Annotated in this window: 22 protein-coding genes and 1 pseudogene; 8 read left to right on the top strand and 15 right to left on the bottom strand. The window is 66.7% G+C overall.

Translation table 11 applies throughout. The annotated features are described in order from the left end of the window. The 3 genes and pseudogenes from JWP90_RS05090 to JWP90_RS05100 all read right to left on the bottom strand — a co-directional run. A pseudogene (locus JWP90_RS05090) lies at window positions 1-459 on the bottom strand (LytR family transcriptional regulator); the annotation flags it as partial. Continuing rightward, window positions 456-965 carry a 5-(carboxyamino)imidazole ribonucleotide mutase gene (gene purE, locus JWP90_RS05095; protein WP_297360559.1) on the bottom strand — a complete coding sequence of 170 codons (510 nt, stop codon included), beginning with the start codon at window positions 963-965 and terminating at the stop codon, window positions 456-458. The gene purE and the pseudogene JWP90_RS05090, both read right to left, overlap by 4 nt. Window positions 966-982: 17 nt before the next feature. After that, a complete protein-coding gene (locus JWP90_RS05100) occupies window positions 983-2116 on the bottom strand; it encodes a 5-(carboxyamino)imidazole ribonucleotide synthase (protein ID WP_297360560.1) in 1134 nt (377 codons plus the stop codon). A gap of 148 nt (window positions 2117-2264) precedes the next feature. Here JWP90_RS05100 and JWP90_RS05105 point away from each other — a divergent pair, with 148 nt between their 5' ends. Further along, on the top strand, window positions 2265-2792 hold the full coding sequence (locus tag JWP90_RS05105) for a GtrA family protein (RefSeq protein ID WP_297360561.1): 528 nt from the start codon (window positions 2265-2267) through the stop codon (window positions 2790-2792). Here the strand turns inward: JWP90_RS05105 and JWP90_RS05110 are convergent. Together JWP90_RS05110 and JWP90_RS05115 are read right to left on the bottom strand one after the other, a co-directional pair. Further along, window positions 2753-3310: a PH domain-containing protein gene (locus tag JWP90_RS05110; RefSeq protein WP_297360563.1), complete on the bottom strand. Its 558-nt coding sequence runs from the start codon at window positions 3308-3310 to the stop codon at window positions 2753-2755. The genes JWP90_RS05105 and JWP90_RS05110 overlap by 40 nt on opposite strands. A 242-nt stretch (window positions 3311-3552) precedes the next feature. Then, on the bottom strand, window positions 3553-4350 hold the full coding sequence (locus JWP90_RS05115) for a biotin--[acetyl-CoA-carboxylase] ligase (RefSeq protein ID WP_297360566.1): 798 nt from the start codon (window positions 4348-4350) through the stop codon (window positions 3553-3555). A gap of 117 nt (window positions 4351-4467) precedes the next feature. On the opposite strand from JWP90_RS05115, the gene JWP90_RS05120 reads away from it, so the two are divergent. Beyond that, the gene (locus JWP90_RS05120) at window positions 4468-6066 is read left to right on the top strand and encodes an acyl-CoA carboxylase subunit beta (RefSeq protein WP_297360645.1); all 1599 of its coding nucleotides are present in this window, start codon (window positions 4468-4470) and stop codon (window positions 6064-6066) included. Beyond that, window positions 6063-6362, top strand: a complete 300-nt coding sequence (locus tag JWP90_RS05125) for an acyl-CoA carboxylase subunit epsilon (RefSeq protein WP_297360569.1) — start codon at window positions 6063-6065, stop codon at window positions 6360-6362. The genes JWP90_RS05120 and JWP90_RS05125 overlap by 4 nt, the downstream gene beginning before the upstream one ends. Window positions 6363-6591: 229 nt before the next feature. Here JWP90_RS05125 and JWP90_RS05130 read toward each other — a convergent pair whose 3' ends face one another. Genes JWP90_RS05130 through JWP90_RS05145 form a run of 4 tightly spaced genes read right to left on the bottom strand, consistent with a single transcriptional unit; the run spans window position 6592 to window position 10888 of the window. After that, the gene (locus JWP90_RS05130; RefSeq protein ID WP_297360573.1) at window positions 6592-7605 is read right to left on the bottom strand and encodes a hypothetical protein; all 1014 of its coding nucleotides are present in this window, start codon (window positions 7603-7605) and stop codon (window positions 6592-6594) included. Next, a complete protein-coding gene (locus JWP90_RS05135) occupies window positions 7602-8924 on the bottom strand; it encodes an ATP-binding protein (protein WP_297360578.1) in 1323 nt (440 codons plus the stop codon). The genes JWP90_RS05130 and JWP90_RS05135 overlap by 4 nt, the downstream gene beginning before the upstream one ends. Then, window positions 8914-9570: a response regulator transcription factor gene (locus tag JWP90_RS05140; protein WP_297360581.1), complete on the bottom strand. Its 657-nt coding sequence runs from the start codon at window positions 9568-9570 to the stop codon at window positions 8914-8916. The genes JWP90_RS05135 and JWP90_RS05140 overlap by 11 nt, the downstream gene beginning before the upstream one ends. A gap of 49 nt (window positions 9571-9619) precedes the next feature. Beyond that, window positions 9620-10888: a class I SAM-dependent RNA methyltransferase gene (locus JWP90_RS05145; protein WP_297360584.1), complete on the bottom strand. Its 1269-nt coding sequence runs from the start codon at window positions 10886-10888 to the stop codon at window positions 9620-9622. A gap of 57 nt (window positions 10889-10945) precedes the next feature. Between JWP90_RS05145 and JWP90_RS05150 the strand changes: the two genes are divergently transcribed. Beyond that, the gene (locus JWP90_RS05150; protein WP_297360648.1) at window positions 10946-11593 is read left to right on the top strand and encodes a Maf family nucleotide pyrophosphatase; all 648 of its coding nucleotides are present in this window, start codon (window positions 10946-10948) and stop codon (window positions 11591-11593) included. Window positions 11594-11672: 79 nt separating this feature from the next. Continuing rightward, window positions 11673-13442, top strand: a complete 1770-nt coding sequence (locus JWP90_RS05155; RefSeq protein ID WP_297360587.1) for a biotin carboxylase N-terminal domain-containing protein — start codon at window positions 11673-11675, stop codon at window positions 13440-13442. A 161-nt stretch (window positions 13443-13603) separates the two neighbouring features. Here JWP90_RS05155 and JWP90_RS05160 read toward each other — a convergent pair whose 3' ends face one another. Beyond that, on the bottom strand, window positions 13604-15040 hold the full coding sequence (locus JWP90_RS05160) for an NAD(P)H-quinone dehydrogenase (RefSeq protein ID WP_297360590.1): 1437 nt from the start codon (window positions 15038-15040) through the stop codon (window positions 13604-13606). 170 nt (window positions 15041-15210) lie between these two features. Between JWP90_RS05160 and JWP90_RS05165 the strand changes: the two genes are divergently transcribed. Next, window positions 15211-16044 (top strand): purine-nucleoside phosphorylase, encoded by an 834-nt coding sequence (locus JWP90_RS05165; protein WP_297360593.1) that lies wholly within the window; start codon window positions 15211-15213, stop codon window positions 16042-16044. Further along, the gene (locus JWP90_RS05170; protein ID WP_297360596.1) at window positions 16044-17735 is read left to right on the top strand and encodes a phospho-sugar mutase; all 1692 of its coding nucleotides are present in this window, start codon (window positions 16044-16046) and stop codon (window positions 17733-17735) included. The genes JWP90_RS05165 and JWP90_RS05170 overlap by 1 nt, the downstream gene beginning before the upstream one ends. A 3-nt stretch (window positions 17736-17738) precedes the next feature. Here JWP90_RS05170 and JWP90_RS05175 read toward each other — a convergent pair whose 3' ends face one another. The 3 genes from JWP90_RS05175 to JWP90_RS05185 all read right to left on the bottom strand — a co-directional run bounded on the left by JWP90_RS05175 (window position 17739) and on the right by JWP90_RS05185 (window position 19684). Continuing rightward, entirely contained in the window at window positions 17739-18011 is a 273-nt protein-coding gene (locus JWP90_RS05175) for a PTS sugar transporter subunit IIB (protein WP_297360599.1), read from the bottom strand. Window positions 18012-18031: 20 nt separating this feature from the next. After that, complete coding sequence (locus JWP90_RS05180; protein WP_297360603.1) at window positions 18032-18478, bottom strand: PTS sugar transporter subunit IIA; 447 nt, start codon at window positions 18476-18478, stop codon at window positions 18032-18034. Between the two features lie 75 nt (window positions 18479-18553). Next, the gene (locus JWP90_RS05185; RefSeq protein WP_297360606.1) at window positions 18554-19684 is read right to left on the bottom strand and encodes an adenosine deaminase; all 1131 of its coding nucleotides are present in this window, start codon (window positions 19682-19684) and stop codon (window positions 18554-18556) included. Window positions 19685-20180: 496 nt separating this feature from the next. Here JWP90_RS05185 and JWP90_RS05190 point away from each other — a divergent pair, with 496 nt between their 5' ends. After that, window positions 20181-20861 (top strand): hypothetical protein, encoded by a 681-nt coding sequence (locus JWP90_RS05190; protein WP_297360609.1) that lies wholly within the window; start codon window positions 20181-20183, stop codon window positions 20859-20861. Between the two features lie 191 nt (window positions 20862-21052). On the opposite strand, the gene JWP90_RS05195 is transcribed toward JWP90_RS05190, so the two are convergent. After that, window positions 21053-22360: a thymidine phosphorylase gene (locus JWP90_RS05195; protein WP_297360612.1), complete on the bottom strand. Its 1308-nt coding sequence runs from the start codon at window positions 22358-22360 to the stop codon at window positions 21053-21055. After that, window positions 22347-22772, bottom strand: coding sequence for a cytidine deaminase (locus JWP90_RS05200; protein WP_297360615.1), 426 nt, complete (start codon window positions 22770-22772; stop codon window positions 22347-22349). The genes JWP90_RS05195 and JWP90_RS05200 overlap by 14 nt, the downstream gene beginning before the upstream one ends. Window positions 22773-22775 lie beyond the last annotated feature (3 nt).

Raw genomic sequence — 22775 nt, forward strand, 5'->3', positions numbered from 1 at the left:
CAGGGTTCCCCTGGTGACCCCGGCATAGTACGCACCCACCGTCGGGGTGCCAACGGATGCCACCAGGAGGATCGCCGTGAAAGCCGCGATCCAGAACCGCGAGCCTGGCGCAGCCCGAACCAGGCGCACGAGTCGCAACGTGTCCACGGTCAGCACGAACCACAACACGGCGTATGCCGCGAGGACGATCTGCGCGGCGGTGAGGGCGAACGAGTTGGTGACGATGGAGAGAATGGCGGAGCGCCAGAGCATGTACGCAACGACCGCGAAAGCAACGGTCAGCCACATGGTGAGCGTCGCTGCCAGGCCGATCCGGCCGAGTTTGCGGTTGCCGGCGAGTACCTGGGCTGACCCAGGAATGAGCAAGTTCAGAACGACAAGCCACCAGGCTCGCCGCGTCATCAGTTGCGGGGCGCCCAGGTCAGGATTGCGGATCGGGCTTGCGGTGTACGCACTCATAGTTTGAGCTTGAGCGCCCGATTCTTCACCTCGACCTGCTCGGCGAGGTCGGTCTGGTACGCGGCCAGCTTTGCGGCGAGTTCCTCATCGGCGGTTGCGAGGATCCGCACTGCGAGCAGTCCAGCGTTCGTCGCTCCGCCGATCGAGACGGTGGCAACGGGAACCCCTGCCGGCATCTGCACGATCGACAGCAGAGAGTCGAGACCGTCGAGCTTCGCCAGCGGCACAGGAACACCGATCACAGGAAGCGACGTGACGGATGCCAGCATCCCAGGCAGGTGCGCCGCTCCGCCAGCACCTGCGATGACGACTTTCAGGCCGCGGGAGGACGCATCCCGCCCGTAGTCGATCATCTTCTCTGGCGTGCGGTGGGCGCTGACGACCTCGACCTCATGGTCGACTCCGAACTCCGAGAGGATCTCGCTGGCTGCAGCCATAACCGACCAGTCGGAATCGCTACCCATGACAACGCCGACACGCGGATGCACTGAATCGTGGAATGGCATAAGGTCCATGCTAAATGTCAGTCCTGAAGAAACGCCGCTGCGGCACGCGCTTCGTAGGCGACGACGTCGAGCTCGGAACCGCTGGCGTTGACGTGACCGACCTTGCGGCCGGGGCGTGGGTCCTTGCCGTAGTTGTGGATCTTCACGGTCGGGTGGGCGGCCATGGCTCCGGCGTACCGGTCGGAAAGTGCCCCTTCCGCTGGCCCTCCGAGGATGTTGACCATGACGGTGTGCGGTTCAGTACACCCGGTCGCGCCGAGCGGGAGGTCGAGGACGGCGCGAAGGTGCTGCTCGAACTGGCTCGTGGTCGACCCGTCCTGCGTCCAGTGCCCTGAGTTGTGTGGCCGCATGGCGAGCTCGTTCACCAGCAGCCTGTCGTCGGCGGTTTCGAAGAGCTCGACGGCGAAGACGCCCGTGACGCCGAGTCCGGTCGCCACATCCGTTGCGATCTGAGCGGCGACGTCAGCGATCCGCCCCGCGAAGCCGGGAGCGGGCGCAAGAACCTCAGCGCACACGCCGTCACGCTGGATCGACTCGACGACGGGCCAGAGCACCAGCTCACCGGACGGGCGGCGGGCGGACAGCTGGGCGAGTTCCCGTCGGAAGTCGACCAGTTCCTCAACGAGGAGCGCATCGCCCGCGCCGTGTTCGGCGAGGACGGTGAACCAGTCACTGGCCTCGTGAGCGGCTGTGACCACCCGCACTCCCTTGCCGTCGTAACCACCGCGCGGGGTCTTCACGACGGCGTGGCCGTCGTTCGCGTCGAGGAACTCCTGCAGTTCCGCCTCGGTTTCGACCCTGGCCCACACCGGAACCGGGAGTCCGAGGTCGCTGAGCTTCTGCCTCATGAGGAGCTTGTCCTGGGCGTAGAGAAGGGCGTCAGGCCCCGGGTGCACCGGGACACCGGCATCCATGAGCGCGTGGAGGACATCCTGGGGAACGTGTTCGTGATCGAACGTGATCACGTCGACCTCCCTGGCGAACGCAAGGACGGTGTCCACGTCGTGATAGTCGCCGACAGCGGTTGCGGCGAGCCGGGCGGCCATTCCCTCCGCCTCAGCGAGGACGCGAAGGTCGATGCCGAGGTTCACCGCTGCCGGGATCATCATCCGGGCGAGCTGCCCGCCGCCAATAACACCAACACGAACCACGGCCGTCGCCTCCCAGCGGTAGATTTTTGCTTCTGGCGCACGTCTCCCGGAGATCCCCGAAGGGACCTCGCATAAACTGCGTACGCCACACTATCTTCGCGCATGGCGCGTGAGGCATCCAACCGGCCCATCCGAATCGGAGCAGGACATGACCAGAGCAGCGCCGCCCGGCCGGGTGCGCCGTCTTCTGACGCAGGTGCTCCAGTTCGGGCTCGTCGGAGCGGCCGGACTACTCGTGGACCTGGCCGTGTTCAACGCGCTGCGGCTCACGCTGCTCGCCCCTGAGAACATCCACACCGGCCCGCTGATCGCCAAGGTCGTCTCCACCCTCCTCGCCATCGTCACCAATTGGCTCGGCAACCGCTACTGGACGTTCGCGGAGGACCGCCGTTCGAACACGGTCCGCGAAGGTGTCGAGTTCTTCGCGGTGTCACTCGCCGGAATGGGTATCGGTCTCGGCTGCCTGTGGCTGTCGCATTATGTGCTCGGGTTCACTTCGGCACTCGCGGACAACATCTCGGCGAATGTCGTCGGGCTGGCGCTCGGCGCCCTGTTCCGGTTCACCCTCTATCGCCACTGGGTGTTCTCACCCAACCGCGGAAGAGCCGCCGTGCGCCCGGATGCCGCGCCTGCTGGTCAGAACGCTGTCGTCGCGGTTCCCGGCGAACCAGCCTGACTCGTCAGGACCACCTGGTTGCGCTCGATCAGTTCCTGCAGCGTCTCCAGCACCCGGGCGGCACCCGGGACGTCACGGAGCACAAGCGGCTTCTCGACGCCTGAGCTGATGTGGATGTCACCCGAACGGAAGGCGCTCTGCAGCCAGCTCTGCCTGATGGTGACGTGGTAGCCGCGGCTGTGGAAGATCTCCCTGCGTTCACGGACGAAGAATCCCCGGCGTGCGATCACCCGCCGGGTGGTGATGGTGCAGCGATGGTTCAGCCAGGCGATGTACGGGAAGAGGACAAGCAACACGAAGAGCAGGACGGCGGCGACCACGAACAGGACGTGCAGCCAGGTCGCGGTGAACATGCTGATCAGGAACACCGTCGCACCGGGCAACGCGATCAACACGAGCGCAGGCCAGAACAGGACCCGCGCGTTCGGGCGCAGCCGGGCGATGACGCGCTCCGTCGGCACCACGGGCCGTGAAGCGTCTGGGGGCAGGCTCGCTGCGGCGCTCGAATACTCTGCCATGCCTCATTCTTATCACCGGCGGCGGAGTGTTCCTGACCGCAGCGCCGCCGCTCAGGCGGTTTCGCGGCATCCGCCTGTCGACGTGCCGCGGCCGTCCTCGCCCTTCAGCGGCACACCTCAAATTCAGGAGGCAACGTCAAATTCAGCAGATCTGGTCCGACACGCCGTGTTTCGGTACGTCAGACGCGGCGTGTCGTCAGGATTTGCTGAATTTGGGGTCTGTGCTGTCGGCGTCGGCACGCTCACCGGGCGCGCAGGTGGGTGACGTCCCCCGCGGAAACCGGGGTGAGTTCGGAAGAGCCCTCGGCCTGCACCAGGATGCGCCCTGACACGTCGATACCGCGGGCGACACCGGCGAGGATGTTCCCGCCTGGTAGTTCGACTTTCACTCGGGAACCGATCGTGCCGCAGGCATCCGCCACCTCCGCCTGCAGCCCGCTCGATCCTGCGTCCCCGCCGGCGGCGCGGAAGGCGTCGACCAGGCCGCGGAACTCGCGGAGGTAGGTGGAGAGGAGTTCGTCGGCATCCGGATGCTCCGCACCGGCCACGACGAGAGAGGTCGCCGTTGGGACCGGCAACTGCTCCTCGGTCATGGTGAGGTTCACTCCGGCGCCGACGACGACGCTCGGCACCTGCCCGACGACGAGTTCGGAGAGCACCCCGCTGATCTTCCGGCCGCCGACGAGGACGTCGTTCGGCCATTTCAGCTCGACATCGTGTCTGCCCGGGAGCGCCTCACGGACCGCGCGCGTCATCGCGAGTCCCGCGGCGAGCGGCAGCCAGCCGAGCGCGTCGATACGGAGCGACACATCGGCGCGCACGAGGACCGACACCGCCAGGGCGGTTCCCGGAGGGCTGACCCAGGCCCGCCCGAGGCGACCACGCCCCGCCGTCTGCGTGTCGGTCACCACGACCGAGAAGTCCGGCCAGTTCTCACCCTCTTCGGCCCCTGAGACGAGGACGTCGTTGGTCGACGGCGTCGCTTCGAGCACCTCCAGGCGGCTGGCAACGGACTCGGACCGGGGGAACATGGATGTCATGACACCACGATACGCGCCGCTATTCTCCAAGACCGGGAAGGGCTCGTTGTAGGCATTCGCCAACGGTATGGCCCTATCCGTGCACACTAGAGTGAAGAAGTGACCGAGAACGCAGCTATCCCCGACGAAACCGACGCTCCCGACCTGTACACGACGGCTGGGAAGCTCGCCGACCTGAAGCAGCGGTACCACGAAGCCGTCACGGCGTCGGGCGAAGCGGCGGTCGCGAAGCAGCACGCCAAGGGCAAGATGACTGCCCGGGAGCGGATCGCCGAACTCCTCGACCCAGGCAGCTTCGTCGAACTCGACGAGTTCGTCCGTCACCGCACCCACGCATTCGGCATGGAGAAGTCCCGCCCATACGGTGACGCCGTCGTCACCGGCACCGGCACCATCCACGGACGCCAGGTCGCCGTGTACTCGCAGGACTTCACCATCTTCGGCGGTTCCCTCGGCGAGGTCGCCGGCGAGAAGATCATCAAGATCATGGACCACGCCCTGAAGACCGGCGTCCCGATTCTCGGGATGCTCGACTCCGGTGGCGCCCGGATCCAGGAGGGCGTCGTCGCCCTCGGCAAGTACGGCGAGATCTTCCGCCGCAACACGGCAGCATCCGGGGTCATCCCACAGATCTCGATCATCATGGGCCCCGCAGCCGGCGGCGCCGTGTACTCGCCCGCCCTCACCGACTTCGTCATCATGGTCGACAAGACCAGCCAGATGTTCGTCACCGGGCCTGACGTGATCAAGACCGTCACCGGCGAGGACGTCGGCATGGAGGAACTCGGCGGTGCGCTCACGCACAACACACGCTCCGGCGTCGCCCACTACCTCGCAAGCGACGAGTCGGACGCCCTCGACTACGCCCGCACCCTGATCGGCTTCCTGCCAGACAACAACCTCGCTGAGCTTCCCGTGTACGAGAGCGACGTCGAGCTGGAGACGACGGATGCCGACCGCAAGCTCAACACGATCATCCCCGACTCCCCCAACCAGCCGTACGACGTCACCACGGTGATCGAACACGTCGTCGACCACGGTGACTTCCTCGAGGTGCAGCCGTTGTTCGCGCCCAACATCGTCATCGGTTTCGCGAGGGTCGAGGGACGCACGGTGGGCATCATCGCCAACCAGCCCAACGCCATGGCCGGCACCCTCAACATCGAGGCCGGTGAGAAGGCATCCCGCTTCGTGCGGTTCTGCGACGCGTTCAGCATCCCGATCCTCACCCTCGTCGACGTTCCCGGCTACCTGCCGGGAACCGACCAGGAGTGGACCGGTGTCATCCGCCGCGGCGCGAAGCTGCTCTACGCATACGCAGAGGCGACCGTGCCGCTCGTCACCGTGATCCTGCGCAAGGCATACGGCGGCGCCTACATCGTGATGGGCTCGAAGCAGCTCGGTGCGGACATCAACCTGGCCTGGCCGACAGCGGAGATCGCGGTCATGGGCGGCCAGGGGGCCGTCAACATCCTCTACCGCGGCGAGATCAAGCGCGCGGAAGCAGCAGGTGAGGATGTCGCCGCCGTGCGCACGAAGCTCGCCAACGAGTACACCTACAACGTGGCAAGCCCGTTCCTCGCGGCGGAGCGGGGCGAGCTCGACGGCGTGATCGAGCCAGCGGCGACACGGGTGGCTGTCATCAAGGCACTGCGTTCACTCAAAGGAAAGCGTGCGAGCCTTCCACCGAAGAAGCACGGGAACATCCCGCTGTGACCGGACAGGAACCCGCCGAGCGGCGCCAGCGACGGCACAACGCCACCGCGTCGCGACCTCAACCATTCATCACGGAGGAATCGGAACACGGCATCGACGTCCGTGTGCTGCGCGGTTCGCCGACGCCTGCAGAGATTGCCGCGGTCACCGCAGTGCTCACCGCCGCTGTCGTGGAGGAATCCGCCGGTGCGGATGCAGTGCCCTCGCACGGTCCGTCCTCGTGGCAGCGCAGTACCCGCATCCTGCGAGGCCCGTTGACGGCCGGCCCAGGGCAGTGGCGGAACGTCTCCGCCTGACGGTCCCCCAAAGAGCCGACTAGCGGGCCGAGCGCTTCCCCTCCAGAATGAAAGCGCACGGTGTCTCTCTTTCGGGGTCACACCACCAGACGATTCGCTCAACTAGGGTAGCAGCGGCGTTTGGGGGCGGGTCAGAGCATTATTCGGGTTAATGCCCTGACCCGGGGATTCAGAAGGGCCGGCTGACAAAGCCGGCCCTTCTTCATTCACGGTCGCACGTCGACGCCGTTCAGCCGGTGTCCACCGACATCGAACGAGGGATTTCCAGCCACAACCTCACCGAGTCGCCCGGTTCATCCGGGTCCGTCGACGCGCTGAGTCCGACGAGGGTGACCGCCACATCGGAATCGGCCGGCGCCGTTCTGACGATCAAACGATCGGCATCGGTTCTGTCGATGGCGACGGCGACGGCACCGAGCACCGCATCCAGCTCGCTCTCCTGGAGGTGGTCGAGTGTTCCCTCGTCGAACATGCTCACCGTCGTTCCACGCCTGCGGGCGGCGAGTACGCTTTCCCGCACCTTGTCGCTGAGAAGCCGCCTGCCGCGGATCTCATCCCGCAGTCCGGCTTCGAGCACCCGGGATTCGATTCGCTGCGATTCGCTGAGCTCCCCGCCGGCGAGGATGATGTCGCGGAGGATCGGGAGGGCCCGCTTGCCGGTCTGCTCGAGGCGGGCGCGCCGTTCCTGCTCATGGGCGTCCTGGGCTGCCTGCCATTTCGCCGCCTCCTGCTCAGCCACGGTGAGGGTTTGGGCGTCATGTCCGACCTTGGCGAGGGACCGGGTGAGCACACCGGCAACGAACACCCACATCAGGCTCCCGGTCACCCCGATCTCCATCGACGTGCCGATACCGCACCAGAGGATCGATTGGACGCTGAGAAAGCCCACTCCGATCCAGCCGAACAGTTCCCGCCGGCGCACGACGGTGATCGTCATGAGCGTGCCGATCGCGGACACATGCCAGGTCGCGTACCCGTTGTTGGCTGTCGGGTCGAGCTGGCTGGTGACAAGGAGGGGAACCGAGACGGCGGCGGCGAGGGAGAATCCGGCAAGCCACAGCGGCATCGTCGTCGGACTTGACGGCCACAGTGCCAGCACCGTCGCGGCGAGGTAGAGCACCATCGCCGCGATGCTGGGCCAAGGGGAGTCGGCCTGCGCCACGGTGAGAATCCCCCGCACGACATGGTAGAGCGAGAACGCCGCCGTGAGGGCGATCATGGTGTACCGGTTGAGTGAGATCACTGTGCGGTCGCCCTCTCAGACCCCTCGAGCGCGACGTCACCTTTCGCCGCGTCCTCTGACCAGCGGATGCTGACGCTCGTGCCTGACCCGGGACGGGAGCGAAGCTCGACGGTGCCGCCGACGGCCACGACACGTTCGATGATCGAGACCCGTAAACCGAGCCGGTCGGTGTGTACCGCTGCCGGATCGAAGCCTGCCCCGTCGTCGCGCACGCACACGTGCACGATCCTGTCGTCCCCGACCTCGACGGCCACGCTGCGCGACCCGGTGTCACCGGCGTGCTGGATGCTGTTGGTCATCGCCTGCGCCGCTGCGAGGTACAGGCTCTCGGCGACCCGGAAGGGGATGCTGTGGTTCGCGGAGCCGCGGACGCTGACCTCGAACGGCGTCTCCAGGTGCACCGCGTGCTGCCGGAGAAGGTCGACGAACCAGCCGACCGTGATCGTTTGCACCGAATCGGCGGTCGGCGCGTCGAGGGCCGCCAGTCGGCTGATCGCGTCGCTGGCCATCGCGACGGCCGCGCGCGCCTGATCACGGGTGGAGGCGCGATCGGCGGCCTGCAGGGACGCCAGTACGGTGTCATGGACCAGGGCATCGACCTCGATCCGTTCCGCTTCGAGGGCGTGCTGCCTCACCGCCTCGTCATACCGGGTGAAAGCAGCGGAACGTGCGGCGTCGACCGCTCGCGCAGCCCGGCGGAAGGTGATGATGAGCACCATGATGACGAGCCCGATCATCGTGCCGTAGAGCGCATCTTGGACGGCGATGTCGAGGTGCACGATGTTCCCGTCGGCGTCAAGAACCCGCGCGAACCCGTACACCGCCGGGGTCAGCACGATGTAGACGCTCGCGAGCCACGGCCGGACCGCCTGGGCCATACAGCCGCAGGCTATCGCGCAGAGATACCAGGTCCACGGCTCCACCCTGGACGCGGCGGAGACGCCGTCGGTCACGAGCGGCCAGCAGGCGACGGCGACGAGGTAGCTCGCGGCGAACGCGATGTTCGCCACCCGCTGATACCGCGCGTCGGCTCCCGCGATGATCACGAGGAGGAGAAGCCCGTGCAGAACGAGCAGGTACACCATCCCCATCGGCCCAGGCACGACGATCCCGGCACCGAGGGCGATGCTGAGCGTCTGCGCCCCGAAGACGAGCGCAACGAGGCTGATGGAGCGGGCTATCAGCCGATCGATCCGCGCCACGCTGAAGCGGGGCTGGGTGTGGGCGGCGTCCTTCGCCGCCCGGTCGAGGTTGTCGAGGACATGACCACGCGGGATGGGCGAGAAAATCGCCCCTGACCGCTGCTGGTCAGTGGTCATCACCGGAGCCCGGGTTGAGTTCGGGCAAGATGCCGTCCTCAACGGCACGGCGGAGAAGGTCGACCTTCGTCGGTGCCGGGCGGCCGATCTCTACGTACTTGCCGCGGATCCTGTCGAGGTATTCCTTCACCGTCGACGGTGCGATACCGAGCTGGACAGCGACGTCCTTCATTGGCAGACCCGAGGCGTACAGGTGCAGCACATCGCGTTCGCGGCGGCCGAGCTGGGCGCGGCTGAAGTCGCCGTCCGCGTCGATGGCGCTCGCCCATTCCAGGTTGTTGAGGGCCTCACCGCTCGCGACGGTCTCGATCGCGGCCACGACGGCATCCGTCGGTGCGGACTTGGGGATCACGCCAGCTGCACCGGCGGCGAGCGCCTCACGCACAGACGCCACGCGGTCAGCGATGGAGTGGATGAGCACGGCGGATCCTGAACCGTGCACGGCACGGACATTGTCGGTGATGTTGCTTCCGTCGCCGAGGTTGAGGTCGAGCACGACGACATCGCACGGGACACCGTCGGCCTCGGTCACGAACTCCACGACGGTGGACACACTGTGCACGACGGTGTGCCCCGCGGACTCGCAGACAGCCGTCAGGCCCATCCGGACGGACTCATGATCATCGATAACAGCTATTCGCACCACAGAGCCCATCGTAGGGTGCCGACGCCAGTCTTCGGGCGCACGAGGGCGCTCACCGTGTCAGGAGCGCGACCGACTCGATGTGGTGTGTGTGCGGGAACAGGTCGAACGCCCGCAACGCGGTCACCCGGTAACCCTCAGCGGCGAACAGTCCGATGTCGCGCGAGAGCGCGACCGGGTCGCAGGCCACGTAGACGAGTTGGGCCGGCCGCAATTCGACGAGGCTCGCGACGACTTCCTTGCCCGCGCCGGAGCGGGGCGGGTCGAGAACGACTGTTCCCGCGGCGAGCCGGGCGCGTTCCGCGGCGCTCGACTGAGCGACGAGGCCGCGCAGGTACGCGTCAACGCGAGCGGTGATGCTCTGTGCGCCAACCCAGTCGGAGAGGTTCTCGGCGGCATGGTCGGTGGCACGCGCCGACGACTCGACGCTCGTGATGCGGGTGGTGCTGCCGAACTTGTCACCCACAGCGGCGGCGAGCAGCCCTACCCCTCCGTAGAGGTCGAGGTTCGCTGCGCGCGGGTCGAACAGTGCCTCGTCGATGGTGGACTGGACGACTCCGGTGAGCAATTCTGCCGCCGACCGGTGCACCTGCCAGAACCCGCCTTCGTCGAGGAAGAAGTCGCGGTCACCGACACGTTCGATGATGGTCTGCTCCCGACGGTTCGCCTGGCTCGTCCCCTTCTTCTGCGGCTCACGAACGACGATCCGTGCGCTCTGGGTGCTGCTCGGGGCGACGACGTCCACCGACTCCGCTCCGCGGAACTGCTGGTCGAGAGGGGCAGCGGATGCGACCTCATCGGTCGCGAGGGGAAGGTCGCCTACCCGGATCACCCGGTGGCTGCGCGCGGCGTACGGGCCGACGTAACCGTCCTCGTCGACGTGCAGGCTGACCCGGGTGCGCCAGGCGAGTCCGTCGCGTTCGTCGTCGCCCGGCACGGCCTCGACCTGGACGTCGCTCTCGACCCCGGCGAACCGCTGCAGAGAATCGGCGAGCACCTGTCGCTTGAGTTCCCGCTGATGCGACAGTTCGATGTGCCCGAATTCGGCGCCGCCCGCGCGGTCGGCTGGGGCGACGTCGATCGACGCCGAAGCCCAGACATGGGACTGGCGGTGCGGTGAGGCATCCAGCACCTCGACGGTTTCCGCCCGCCAGAAACTCTTCTTCGACGATTCGGTGATCCTGGCGCGGACCCGCTCCCCTGGCATCGTGTCGGCGACGAAGACCACGCGGCCTTCGAGCCGTGCGACGAAGACACCGCCGTGGGCTACGTTGGTTATCTCGAGCTCGACATCTGCTGGGTTGTTCGATTGCGCGTTCACCCTAGAATCGTCCCACGAATGGCTGATGCCTGCTCGCGCAGCAGCCGAAGGAACCTCATGCAGCTCTACCTCGCCTCCACCTCCCCCGCCCGCCTGATGTTGTTGCGGCAGAGCGGCATCGAACCGGTTCTCGTACCGTCGAACGTCGACGAGGATGCTGCGGTGGCGGCTGCTGAATCGGCCTCAGGCAAAGCCCTGGGCCCTGAAGACACCGTCGCCCTGCTCGCTCGGGCGAAAGCCGAGTCGGTGTGGCGGGACCTGGACGGGACAGACGGCTTGATCCTCGGTGGGGACTCGGTCTTCGTCGTCGACGGAGTGATCTACGGAAAGCCGCACACGCCCGAAGCCGCGCTCGAACGGTGGCACCACCAACGTGGCAGGACCGGTCGGCTGTATTCCGGCCAGTGGCTGATCGATCACCGCCTGGACGGCAGCGCCGGTGCCGCGGTCGGTGCCGTGGCGTCCGCCGACGTCACCTTCGCGAACGACATCACCGATGCGGAGATCTCGGCCTACATCGCCACGGGGGAACCGCTCCAGGTGGCTGGAGCATTCACGATCGACAGCCTCGGCGCACCGTTCATCGAAAGAATTTCAGGCGACCCGTCCACCGTCGTCGGGCTCTCCCTTCCGACGCTCCGCTCGCTGGTGCGACAACTGGGCTACGACTGGACCTCGCTGTGGAACCGGGCCGGTGCTTTGTAGGCATCAGCAGTGCTTCTCCACAGATTTCTGTGGGCACCGACCAAAAAGCGGTGGGCTGGGGGCAATAGGCTAAGGAACTGTGTCGCGTATATCCAAGGTCCTCATAGCCAATCGGGGCGAAATCGCCGTCCGAGTGATCCGCGCAGCGCGCGACAGCGGGATCGGCTCGGTCGCGGTGTACGCAGACCAGGACCGTGACGCCCTCCACGCGAAACTCGCCGACGAGGCGTACGCGCTCGACGGCTCGACCAGCGCAGACACCTACCTGGTCATCGAGAAGATCCTCTCGATCGCCCGTCGCTCCGGCGCCGACGCGATCCACCCCGGCTACGGCTTCCTCGCCGAGAACGCCGGCTTCGCCCGTGCCGTGATCGGCGCTGGGCTGGTCTGGATCGGGCCATCACCTGACGCCATCGAGAAGCTCGGCGACAAGGTGTCCGCCCGTCACGTCGCCCAGAAGGTGGGCGCTCCGCTCGCCCCCGGCACGCTCAACCCCGTATCAGGCGCCGACGAGGTGCTCGCATTCGTGGACGAGCACGGCCTCCCGGTCGCGATCAAGGCCGCATTCGGCGGAGGCGGCCGCGGGCTGAAGATCGCGCGTGAACGGAACGAGGTCGCTGAGGCTTTCGATTCGGCAACCCGCGAAGCGATCGCGGCGTTCGGCCGCGGCGAGTGCTTCGTCGAGAAGTACCTGGACCAGCCGCGCCACGTCGAGACGCAGTGCCTCGCGGACGCCCACGGCAACGTCGTCGTGATCTCCACCCGTGACTGCTCGCTCCAGCGCCGCCACCAGAAGCTCGTTGAGGAGGCCCCGGCGCCGTTCCTCACCGACGAGCAGAACGACCTGCTCTACAGCGCTTCGAAGGCGATCCTCAAAGAGGTGGGCTACGTCGGAGCCGGCACGTGCGAATTCCTCATCGGCAAGGATGGCACCGTCTCCTTCCTCGAGGTGAACACCCGGCTGCAGGTCGAGCACCCGGTCTCCGAGGAGATCACCGGGATCGACCTCGTCCGGGAGCAGTTCCGGCTCGCCGAGGGCGGAGTCCTCGACTATGAGGACCCCATCCCGCAGGGCCACTCGATCGAGTTCCGGATCAACGGTGAAGACCCAGGCAGGAACTTCCTTCCCCAGCCCGGCCCGATCCACGTGTTCAAGACCTTCGGGGGCCCTGGCATCCGCCTCGACTCCGGCGTCACCGCAGGAGACGAGATCTCCGGAGCATTCGACTCGCTGCTCGGCAAGATCATCGTCACCGGCGCCAACCGGGAACAGGCGCTCGAGCGCGCACGTCGCGCTCTCGACGAGTTCGAGGTCTCCGGCCTGCCGACCGTCATCCCATTCCACCGCAAGATCGTTCGCGACCCCGCCTTCACCGCGGAGAACGGCTCCTTCGGGGTCTACACGCGGTGGATCGAAACCGAGTTCGTCAACGACATCGAACCGTGGGACGGTGAACTCGACGGACCTCGCGCCTCCAAGACACGCCACAACGTCGTGGTCGAAGTCGAGGGCAAGCGCATCGAAGTGAGCCTCCCGACGAGCCTCGTGCCTGGAACCGGCGCTGCAGGCAGGGCACTCGCACCCGCGCCGAAGCGCCGCGGTGTCACCGGAACGGTGAGCTCTGCCACAGGGAACTCCGTCACCTCCCCCATGCAGGCGACAATCGTGAAGCTCGCCGTCGAAGACGGCCAGCACGTCGTGAAGGGCGACCTGGTCGTGGTACTCGAGGCCATGAAGATGGAGCAGCCGATCACCGCGCACAAGGACGGCACGATCGGCGACCTCAACGTCGAAGTGGGCACAACGGTCTCAAGCGGTCACCAGCTGCTCACGATCACCAGCGCCTGACGCCGTTCGGGGCGGCATCCGTCCCGACCTCACCTTCAGGATCTTCACTCAAATTCAGCAGAAGTGACGCGACACGCCGTACGCGCTCGTCCCCGTGCGGCGTGTCGGGCCGGATCTGCTGAATTTGGAGGGGGTTGCTGAATTTGAGGTGTCGGACAGCGTCAGTTGACGATGTGCATCGCCTTCGCGGCATCCGTGATGCTGCCGGTGAGCGACGGGTAGACCGCGAACGCCCGGGCGATCTCATCGACGTTGAGCCGGTGCTCGACGGCGATGGCGAGCGGGAAGATCAGCTCACTCGCCCGCGGGGCGACGATGACGCCGCCGATGACGGTGCCTGACCCGGTGCGGGCGAACAGCTTCACGAAACCGTCCTTGATGCCCATCATCTTCGCGCGGGGGTTCGACTTGAGCGGCAGTTTGTAGATCTCACCCTGGGCGAGACCCTCTTCGATCTGCTTCTGGGTCCAGCCGACGGTCGCGATCTCCGGCTGGGTGAAGATGTTCGCGGCGACGTTGCGCAGCTCTGTCGGGTTCACCGCATCACCCATGGCGTGGAAGATCGCCGACCGGCCCTGCATCGACGCGACGGATGCCAGCGGCATGAACGTCGTGCAGTCACCGGCCGCGTAGATGTTCGGGATCGACGTGCGAGCCACGCGGTTGACCCGGATGAGACCACCGTCGGTCATCTGCACGCCGGCCTCTTCCAGACCGATGCCCGCCGTGTTCGGCACGGCACCGACGGCCATGAGGCAGTGGCTTCCTTCGACGGTCCTGCCGTCCGACAGGGTCGCGAGCACACCGTTCTCGGTGCGGGTGACGCTGGCCGCGCGAGATTTGTTCAACACCGTCATCCCACTGCGCTTGAAGACCCCTTCGATCACGGCTGCGGCGTCGGCGTCCTCCCCGGGGAGGACCTGGTCGCGGCTGGAGATGAGGGTGACCTCGGAGCCGAGAGCACGGTAGGCGGAGGCGAATTCGGCTCCGGTCACACCGGAGCCGACGACGATCAGGTGCTCGGGCACCGCGGCGAGGCTGTACAGCTGGGTCCAGTCCAGGATGCGTTCGCCGTCTGGCATGGCGGACGGCAGGCGGCGGGGGCTCCCGCCGACCGAGACAACGATGGTGTCGGCTTCGACCCGGTCGAAGTCGGTGCCACGGCCGCCTGATTCGGTCGACACGATGACCGCGTCGCGGCCGTCGAGACGGCCGTCACCGGGGACGATCTTCACCCCGGCCTGCTCGAGGTTCGCCCGCATGTCCTCCGACTGGTGGCGGGCGAGGCTGAGAAGCCGCTTGTTCACGGCAGCCAGGTTGACGGTGACCTCCGGTTTGACCGGTTTGCCGGTGTCGGAACGGCTGTAGAACTGCACACCGAGTTCGCTCGCGCCGCGGACGGCGTTCGTGGCTTCGGCGGTGGAGATGAGGCTCTTCGACGGAACCACATCGGTGATGACCGCCGCGCCGCCAACACCGGTGCGCTCGACCAGGGTGACGTCCGCGCCGAGCTGTGCGCCCGCGAGTGCGGCCTCATAGCCGCCGGGGCCTCCTCCGAGTACAGCGATCCGGTGTTTGCGCTCGAACTCGTAGGTCATGACTCCATTGTCGCAGCCCGCAACACCGTCACCAAAACATCGAGGACGCCGCGAACCGCGGATTCGCGGGGATTGCAGGCGCAACCGGTGCCGGTGTGCTCAGTTGTGGTGCGACGCGGTGTCCGGCGGAATTGGGGCACGAACCCCGACCGGCTGAATAGAATGACGGAATGTCTGTCGCACCCCAGAACCCGCTCGACGATCCCACCGCGGATCCCTTCGACATCGCGCTGCGCGCAGCAGCCCAGATCGCCGAGAGGACCGGCGTCGAGCGACATGAGATCGCGCTGACCCTCGGCTCGGGATGGGGCAAGGCAGCGGAGCTCATCGGCGAAACCACCGCGACGATCCCCGCACACGAGATCGAGGGATTCTCGCGGCCGGCCCTCGAGGGTCACGTCGGTACCCTGCGGTCGGTTCTGCTGCCGAACGGCAAACGGGCTCTCGTCATCGGAGCCCGCACACACTACTACGAAGGGCACGGCGTGCGCCGGGTCGTGCACAGCGTGCGCACCGCCCGAGCAGCCGGGGCCGAAACCATGATCCTCACCAACGGTGCCGGTGGCATCCGCGACTCCTGGTCGCCAGGAACCCCCGTGCTGATCAGCGACCACATCAACCTCACCGGGGACTCCCCGCTCGAGGGCGCTACCTTTATCGACCTCACCGATTTGTACTCCTCACGGCTTCGGGCGATCGCCCACAGCATCGAGTCGGATCTCGACGAGGGCGTGTACTGCCAGTTCCGTGGCCCGCACTACGAGACGCCGGCCGAAGTGCAGATGGCGAAAGCCATCGGTGGCCACATCGTCGGCATGTCGACCGCTCTCGAAGCGATCGCCGCCCGCCAAGCGGGTATGGAGATCCTCGGGCTCTCCCTCATCACCAACCTCGCCGCCGGCATCCAGTCGACCCCTCTCAGCCACCTCGAGGTCCTCGAGGCGGGGCGCGATGCCGAACCGGTCATCAGCGCGCTGCTCGCCCGGATTGTGGCCGCACTGTGATGAGCGACGCCGGAACCGCCCACGTTCTCACCCAGGCATGGGCGTGGCTCGCCCAGGACCCGGATGCCGAGACACGCGTCGAACTCGAGACTCTGCTCCGCGACGCCGAGGGTGGAAGCGAGCCCGCGCTCGACGAACTGCACAGCAGGTTCGACACCCGGCTGGAATTCGGCACCGCCGGGCTCCGCGGCCGCACCGAGGCGGGATCCGCCCGCATGAACCGCGTCCTCGTCGGCCAGGCCGCTGCCGGCATCGCCGCGTACCTGCTCGAGCGTAAACCTGACACGGCGCCGAGCGTCGTCATCGGCTACGACGGCCGCAGGAACTCCCGAGTCTTCGCGACCGACACCGCCGAGTTGATGGCGGGGGCGGGCATCAGGGCGATTCTGCTGCCGCGGATGTTGCCGACGCCGGTCCTCGCTTTCGCTGTGCGGCACCTCGACGTCTCTGCCGGGATCATGGTCACCGCGAGCCACAACCCGCCCGCCGACAACGGCTACAAGGTGTACCTCGGCGGCGACGACCTCGGTTCGCAGATCGTGTCGCCGACGGATGCCGAGATCGAGGCGCACATCCTGCGGGTTGCCGCATCGGCGAACGTCCTCGAACTTCCGAGGAGCGACGATTACGAAATCGCCGCTGAGGACGTCGTCGACGCCTATGTCGACGCGACAGCCGCGGTGATGACAAGCGAGCGGGTCGAGCTCACCGTCGTGTACACGGCCATGCACGGTGTCGGCTGGGAGACGTTCTCCCGCGTCGCACGGAAGGCTGGGCTCACGCTGCCGCACTCCGTTCCGGAACAGCAGGAACCGGACCCGGCGTTCCCGACCGTCGCGTTCCCCAACCCCGAGGAGCCCGGCGCCCTCGACCTCGCCTATGCCCTCGCCCGCGAGCATGGGGCTGAGCTGATCGTGGCCAACGACCCTGATGCCGACCGGCTCTCGATCGCCATCCCTGACGCCGACCGCGCCGAGGGATACCGGCAGCTCAGCGGAAACGAGGTCGGTGCCCTCCTGGGCTGGCGCGCCGCGGTTCTCAACGCCGAACAGGAGACGCCGGGTGGTGTGCTCGCCTGCTCGATCGTGTCCTCCCCCGCGCTGGCCGCCGTCGCCCGCGAATACTCCCTGGACTTCGTCGAAACCCTGACCGGGTTCAAATGGGTTTCACGTGTTCCTGGCCTGATCTTCGGCTACGAGGAGGCCCTCGGATACCTCGTCAACCCTGGGACGGTCCGTGACAAGGACGGCATCTCGGCCGCGATCGACTTCCTCGCCATGACGAGCTTCTTCAAGGCGCAGAACATCACGATCGAGCGGGTGCTCGAAGCGTTCGCCGAGAGATTCGGCTACTTCGCGAGCGATCAGCTGTCGCTGCGGGTCACGAATCTCTCAGACATCGCCGACATCATGGCCTACCTTCGCGCTGACCCGCCCAGCCAGCTCGGCGGCGTGGGGATCGAGGGCATCGACGACCTCCGCGACGGCTCGGACCAGCTGCCACCAACGGATGCCCTCCGGTTCCGGCTGGCGGACGGCTCACGCGTCATGGCGCGCCCGAGCGGCACCGAACCGAAGATCAAGTTCTACCTCGACGTGTACCGTCCGAACGAACGCCGCGATGAGGCATCCGGAATCCTCGCCGCGGTGAAGGAAGACCTCGCGGCTATCGCCGCAGCGGCGACCGCGTAGAGCTCAGCCCAGGGCTTTCTCGATCTTGCGGGTGAGCTCTTCGAGGTCGAAGTAGTTCTCGATGACGACGATGTCGGCGAAGGTCTTGCCGATCTTGTCGACGAGCTCCGGCGAGGTGAGGATCACCTGGGCATCCGCCGAGGCGACGGCGAGCCCGGCGACATCCGAAGCGGTCACCTCCGCTTCGATCTCGAGCTTCTTGAGCACCCGTTCGGCGTTCACTTTGAGGATGCCGGATGTTCCGACACCGGCACCGCAGATTGCGACGATCTTCATGGCAGCCTCCTGGCTGAGATTCAGTGCTCAGCGAAGAGCACGCTGCGGACGTCCTCCGGCGTGGTGGCCGACGCGATCGCGGGGATCGCTGAGGCGTCGTTGAACACGTTCGCGAGTTCGGCGACCGAGGTGACATGGGTCTCCGGATTCGCGACAGCAAGTCCGAGCACAACGCTGACCGGGTCGTTATGGGGATGTCCGAAGGCGACGGGCTCGGCGAGGGTGATCACCGAAAGACCTTCGTGGGTGACGTCGGGGCCTGGGCGTGCGTGCGCGAGCGCGAGCCCTGGCGCGATCACGATGTAGGCTCCGAACTCGTCGATGACCTCGATCATCCGCTCGGTGTACGCCTCCTCCGTCGCGCCGCTGCGCACGAGGGCCGCCCCAGCCAGCCGAACAGCGCTCCGCCAGTCCCCCGCTGTTGCACCGAGTTCGATGGCGGAATTCGGGAGCTGCGGCAGGGACATCGTGGAACTCGATTCAGGGGTTGGGGGCGATCTCAGGGTACCGGCTCGAGCGGCTGACCCGGGGCAAGCCGGAGCTCAGCCGCGATATCTCTCGGCATCTTCGAAGCCCGCCGAGATCGCCTCTGCGAGTTCTTCCCGGTCTTCCAGCGGCAGGAAGGCTGCGCTGGCTGCGTTCTGCTGGAACACCTCGAGGTCGTCGAGGTCGTAAGCGAAGGCATCCGCGAGCAGGCTCAGTTCGCGGGTCAGCGATGTGCCGCTCATTGTGCGGTTGTCGACGTTCACCGTGGTCTTGAAGCCGAGCTGGTAGAGCAGGTCGAACGGGTGATCGGCGAGCTCAGTGCCCCAGGCGGCGATGGCGCCTGTCTGCAGGTTCGACGACGGGCTGAGTTCGAGGGCGATCTCGCGGTCCTTCACCCACTGGGCGATGGGACCGAGTGAGACGTATGTGCCTTCATCGTCGCTGCGTTCCACAGTGATGTCCTCGGCGATCCGCACGCCGTGGCCGAGGCGGAGAGCGCGACCGTCGAAGAGCGCGCTCTTGATCGAGTCGAGTCCGTCGGCCTCGCCGGCGTGCACGGTCGCGGGGAGGTGCTCCTGGGCGAGGAAGTCGAAGGCCACACGGTGCCGGCTGGCGGGGAAACCGGCCTCGGCGCCGGCGATGTCGAAACCGACGACGCCGTTGCCGCGGTGGCGGACGGCGAGTTCGGCGATCTCCAGTGCGCGGTCGGCGTGGCGCATGGCGGTGATCAGCTGGCCGATCTGGATTCGCCGGCCGGCCCGCTCCGCGTCGTCGATGCCCTGCTCGATGCCGTCCTGGACGGCTTCGACCGTCTGGTCGAGGGTGAGACCGCGGGTCAGGTGCTGCTCAGGGGCCCAGCGCACTTCCGCGTAGAGAACGCCGTCGGCGGCGACATCCTGCACGAACTCCCTGGCGACCCGGGTGAGACCCTCCTTCGTCTGCATCACGGCGGTGGTGAGGTCGAAGGTCTTGAGGTAGTCGACGAGGTTCCCTGCGTCGCACTGGGACAGGAACCACTGCCCCAGTCGGTCGGCGTCCGTCTCGGGAACGTCGACGCCGATGGCATCCGCCAGTTCCAGGATCGTCTGCGGGCGCAGCGCCCCGTCGAGGTGATCGTGAAGCGAAATCTTGGGCAGAGCGGCGATGTCGACACCGTTGGGAAGCTGGAACTGGTTCTCAGAGGTCACCCGCTCAGACTACCGCCCGAGCCCTTTCGTCGCACTGCTGGGCGGCTGCGGGAGCCAGGGTGTGCTGCTCGTTTCACCACATGATGTCGCGCCCCGCGCCGAGTCGCCACGAACCGTCGCTCCCGCGGGGCTCCAGCGACGAAGCTCGGCGACTCGATGAGGAGGCCACCCACTCCCTCACACCCCGGGGGCGAGTGCGACGATCCACCGTTCTGGCGAACGCTCCCGACAGGAAAGCAGCCGAATCCATGCTGAAGCCATGGCGTTTCGCAAACCACTACCCCAGAGGATGCCACAGGCGTTCGCCGTGGCGGACGCTGTGCAGCACGGCATGACGAAACGCCAATTGCGCAATCCCTCCCTCGGCCGCCCCTTCTTCGGGACCAGGACAGCGCCAGGTATCGAAGAAGGGCTCTTCTCCCGGTGTCTCTCACTGGCTACAAGGATGTCTCGCGGACAAGCCTTCAGTCACGTCACCGCTGCTCGACTTCACGGGGTGCCCCTCCCTCCGCGTCTCGAGAGAGAGGCAAACCCGCTCCACGTGATGTCGCCCGCTCCCGTCCGCGCCCTTCGATATCAAGGCGCGATCGGGCACCAGGCGCGAGTCACCCCGGCCGAGATCACGCTCGTTTCTGGTTTGCCAGTGACCGCTGTGGAGCGGACCTGGTGCGATCTCGCGGCCATACTGAGCGTCCCCGACCTGGTCGCGGCCGGCGACTACCTGCTCTGCTGGGAGAACCCGAAGACAACGACGGAACGGCTGAGAGATGCTGTCGCCCACTACCCTTCACAACGGGGACGTTCGGCGCTGCGCCCTGCGCTTGAGGTGCTCAGCCCCCGTTCACGCTCGCGCCCGGAATCTCTCCTGCGAGTGGCGCTGGTCACCAGCCCGCTTCCAGACCCGGCTCCGAACTTCGAAGTCCATCTTGCGCTCAGCCGACGATACCTGGAGATCGACCTGGCCTACCCGAAGTACAAGGTGGGGCTCGAATACCAGGGCGACCATCACCGCCAGGACCGGGGCCAGTGGCGAAGGGACATCAGGCGAGGCAACGATGCGGTCGACGAAGGATGGAGCATGCTTTACTTCACTGGCGACGATACCGACCAACTCGGAGATCTTCTGGCGAGGGTTGAGCGCCGGCTGCGTTCGCGCGGTTGGGCGGGCGGTCGTTGAGCCCAACGCCTCCGCGGTGGAGGCGCGGGGACTCTGTGCCGCGCCGAATCACCACTAAGCGCCGTTGGACTGATCGAGACACCACAAAATGGCGCGCGCGCAGGCGCTGGACGACGAAACGAGGCAACTCGAGTTCCGGATGCGTTCACAAGCCCGCTTGACGCCAGCGCGAACCAGGGGCGCGGCGCGCGCTACTGGATGCGGGCGCGCACCAGCGGCTCCGGCTCGAACGCGGTACCGGGGGCGGCGAGCTCCCACGCGCCCTCGAGCGCCTCGAGCGCCCGCGGGAAACGCCCGGCGTCATCCGCAGAGAGCGTGAACAGCGGCTGCCCTGCACGAACCACATCGCCAGGCTTCGCGTGCAGGTCCACTCCGGATGCGTGCAGCACCGGGTCCTGCGCACGGGCACGCCCTGCACCGAGGCGCCACGCGGCGATCCCGAACGGCAGGGCGTCCTGGCGCACGAGCACGCCGTCTGAGAGAGCGGTCACTGTGTGGGATTCCCTCGCGACCGGCAACGCGGCATCCGGGTCTCCGCCCTGCGCGAGGATCGACCGTCGCCAGGTGCCCATCGCCCGGCCGTCCGACAGGGCGGCTTCGACATCGGCATCCGGCTGCCCGGCGAGCGTGAGCATCTCCCTGGCCAGCGCCACCGTCAGTTCGACGATGTCTCGAGGTCCGCCACCGGCGAGCACCTCGACCGATTCACGCACCTCGTTGGCGTTGCCGATCGCGAGCCCGAGCGGAACACTCATATTGGTGAGCAGCGCAGACGTGCGGACACCGGCGTCCTGCCCGAGCGACACCATCGTGCGGGCAAGTTCCTCCGCCTTGGCGTAGTCCTGCATGAACGCGCCAGACCCGAACTTCACGTCGAGAACCAGCGCACTGGTTCCCTCCGCGATCTTCTTGGACATGATCGACGAGGCGATGAGCGGGATGGCTTCCACCGTGCCGGTGATGTCCCGAAGCGCGTAGAGCCGTTTGTCGGCCGGAGCGAGACCGGCACCAGCGGCACAGATCACCCCTCCCACGTCGCGGAGGATCGAGAACATTTCCTCATTCGACAGGTCTGCGCGCCAGCCCGGGATCGACTCGAGCTTGTCGAGCGTGCCGCCGGTGTGGCCGAGACCACGACCGGAGAGTTGCGGGACCGCGACACCGAACGATGCCACGAGCGGCATCAGCGGCAGGGTGATCTTGTCGCCGACACCCCCCGTGGAGTGCTTGTCCACGGTGGTCTTGCCGAGTGTGGAGAAGTTCATGGTCTCACCTGAGGCGATCATGGCGAGCGTCATGTCGCGAATCTCCCGGCGGGTCATCCCGTTGAGGAGGATCGCCATCGCGAGCGCAGCCATCTGTTCGTTGCCCACGTATTCGCGGGTGTAGGCGTCGATGAGCCAGTTGATCTCTTCCGTCGAGAGCTCACCTCGGTCACGCTTGGTGCGGATGAGGTCGACAGCGTCGAATGCCTCATGCACGGTGTCAGCTGCGGTCATCGGTGGGCACTCCTGCGTATTCGTTGAGCGTGCGGGGGCCGAAGGCGTCCGGCAGTACTTCGTCGATCGTGCGGATGCCTGACACCGTCTCGAGCAGCATCCCCGGCACGGCGTGTTCGAAGAGCAGCTGTCGGCAGCGGCCGCACGGCATGAGGGTATTACCCTCGCCGTCGACACAGGTGAACGCGACGAGCTGCCCGCCACCGGTCATGTGCAGGGTGGACACGAGCGCGCACTCCGCGCAGAGGGTCAGGCCGTAGCTGGCGTTCTCGACGTTGCAGCCGGCGATGATCCGGCCGTCGGTGACGACGGCCGCGACGCCGACCGGGAATTTGGAGTACGGCACGTATGCCTTCGTCATGGCATCCGTCGCCGCTTCGCGGAGGGCACCCCAGTCGATTGAATCACTCATTTG

The sequence above is a fragment of the Mycetocola sp. genome, assembly GCF_025464835.1.
In the GTDB taxonomy this organism is placed as follows: domain Bacteria; phylum Actinomycetota; class Actinomycetes; order Actinomycetales; family Microbacteriaceae; genus Mycetocola_A.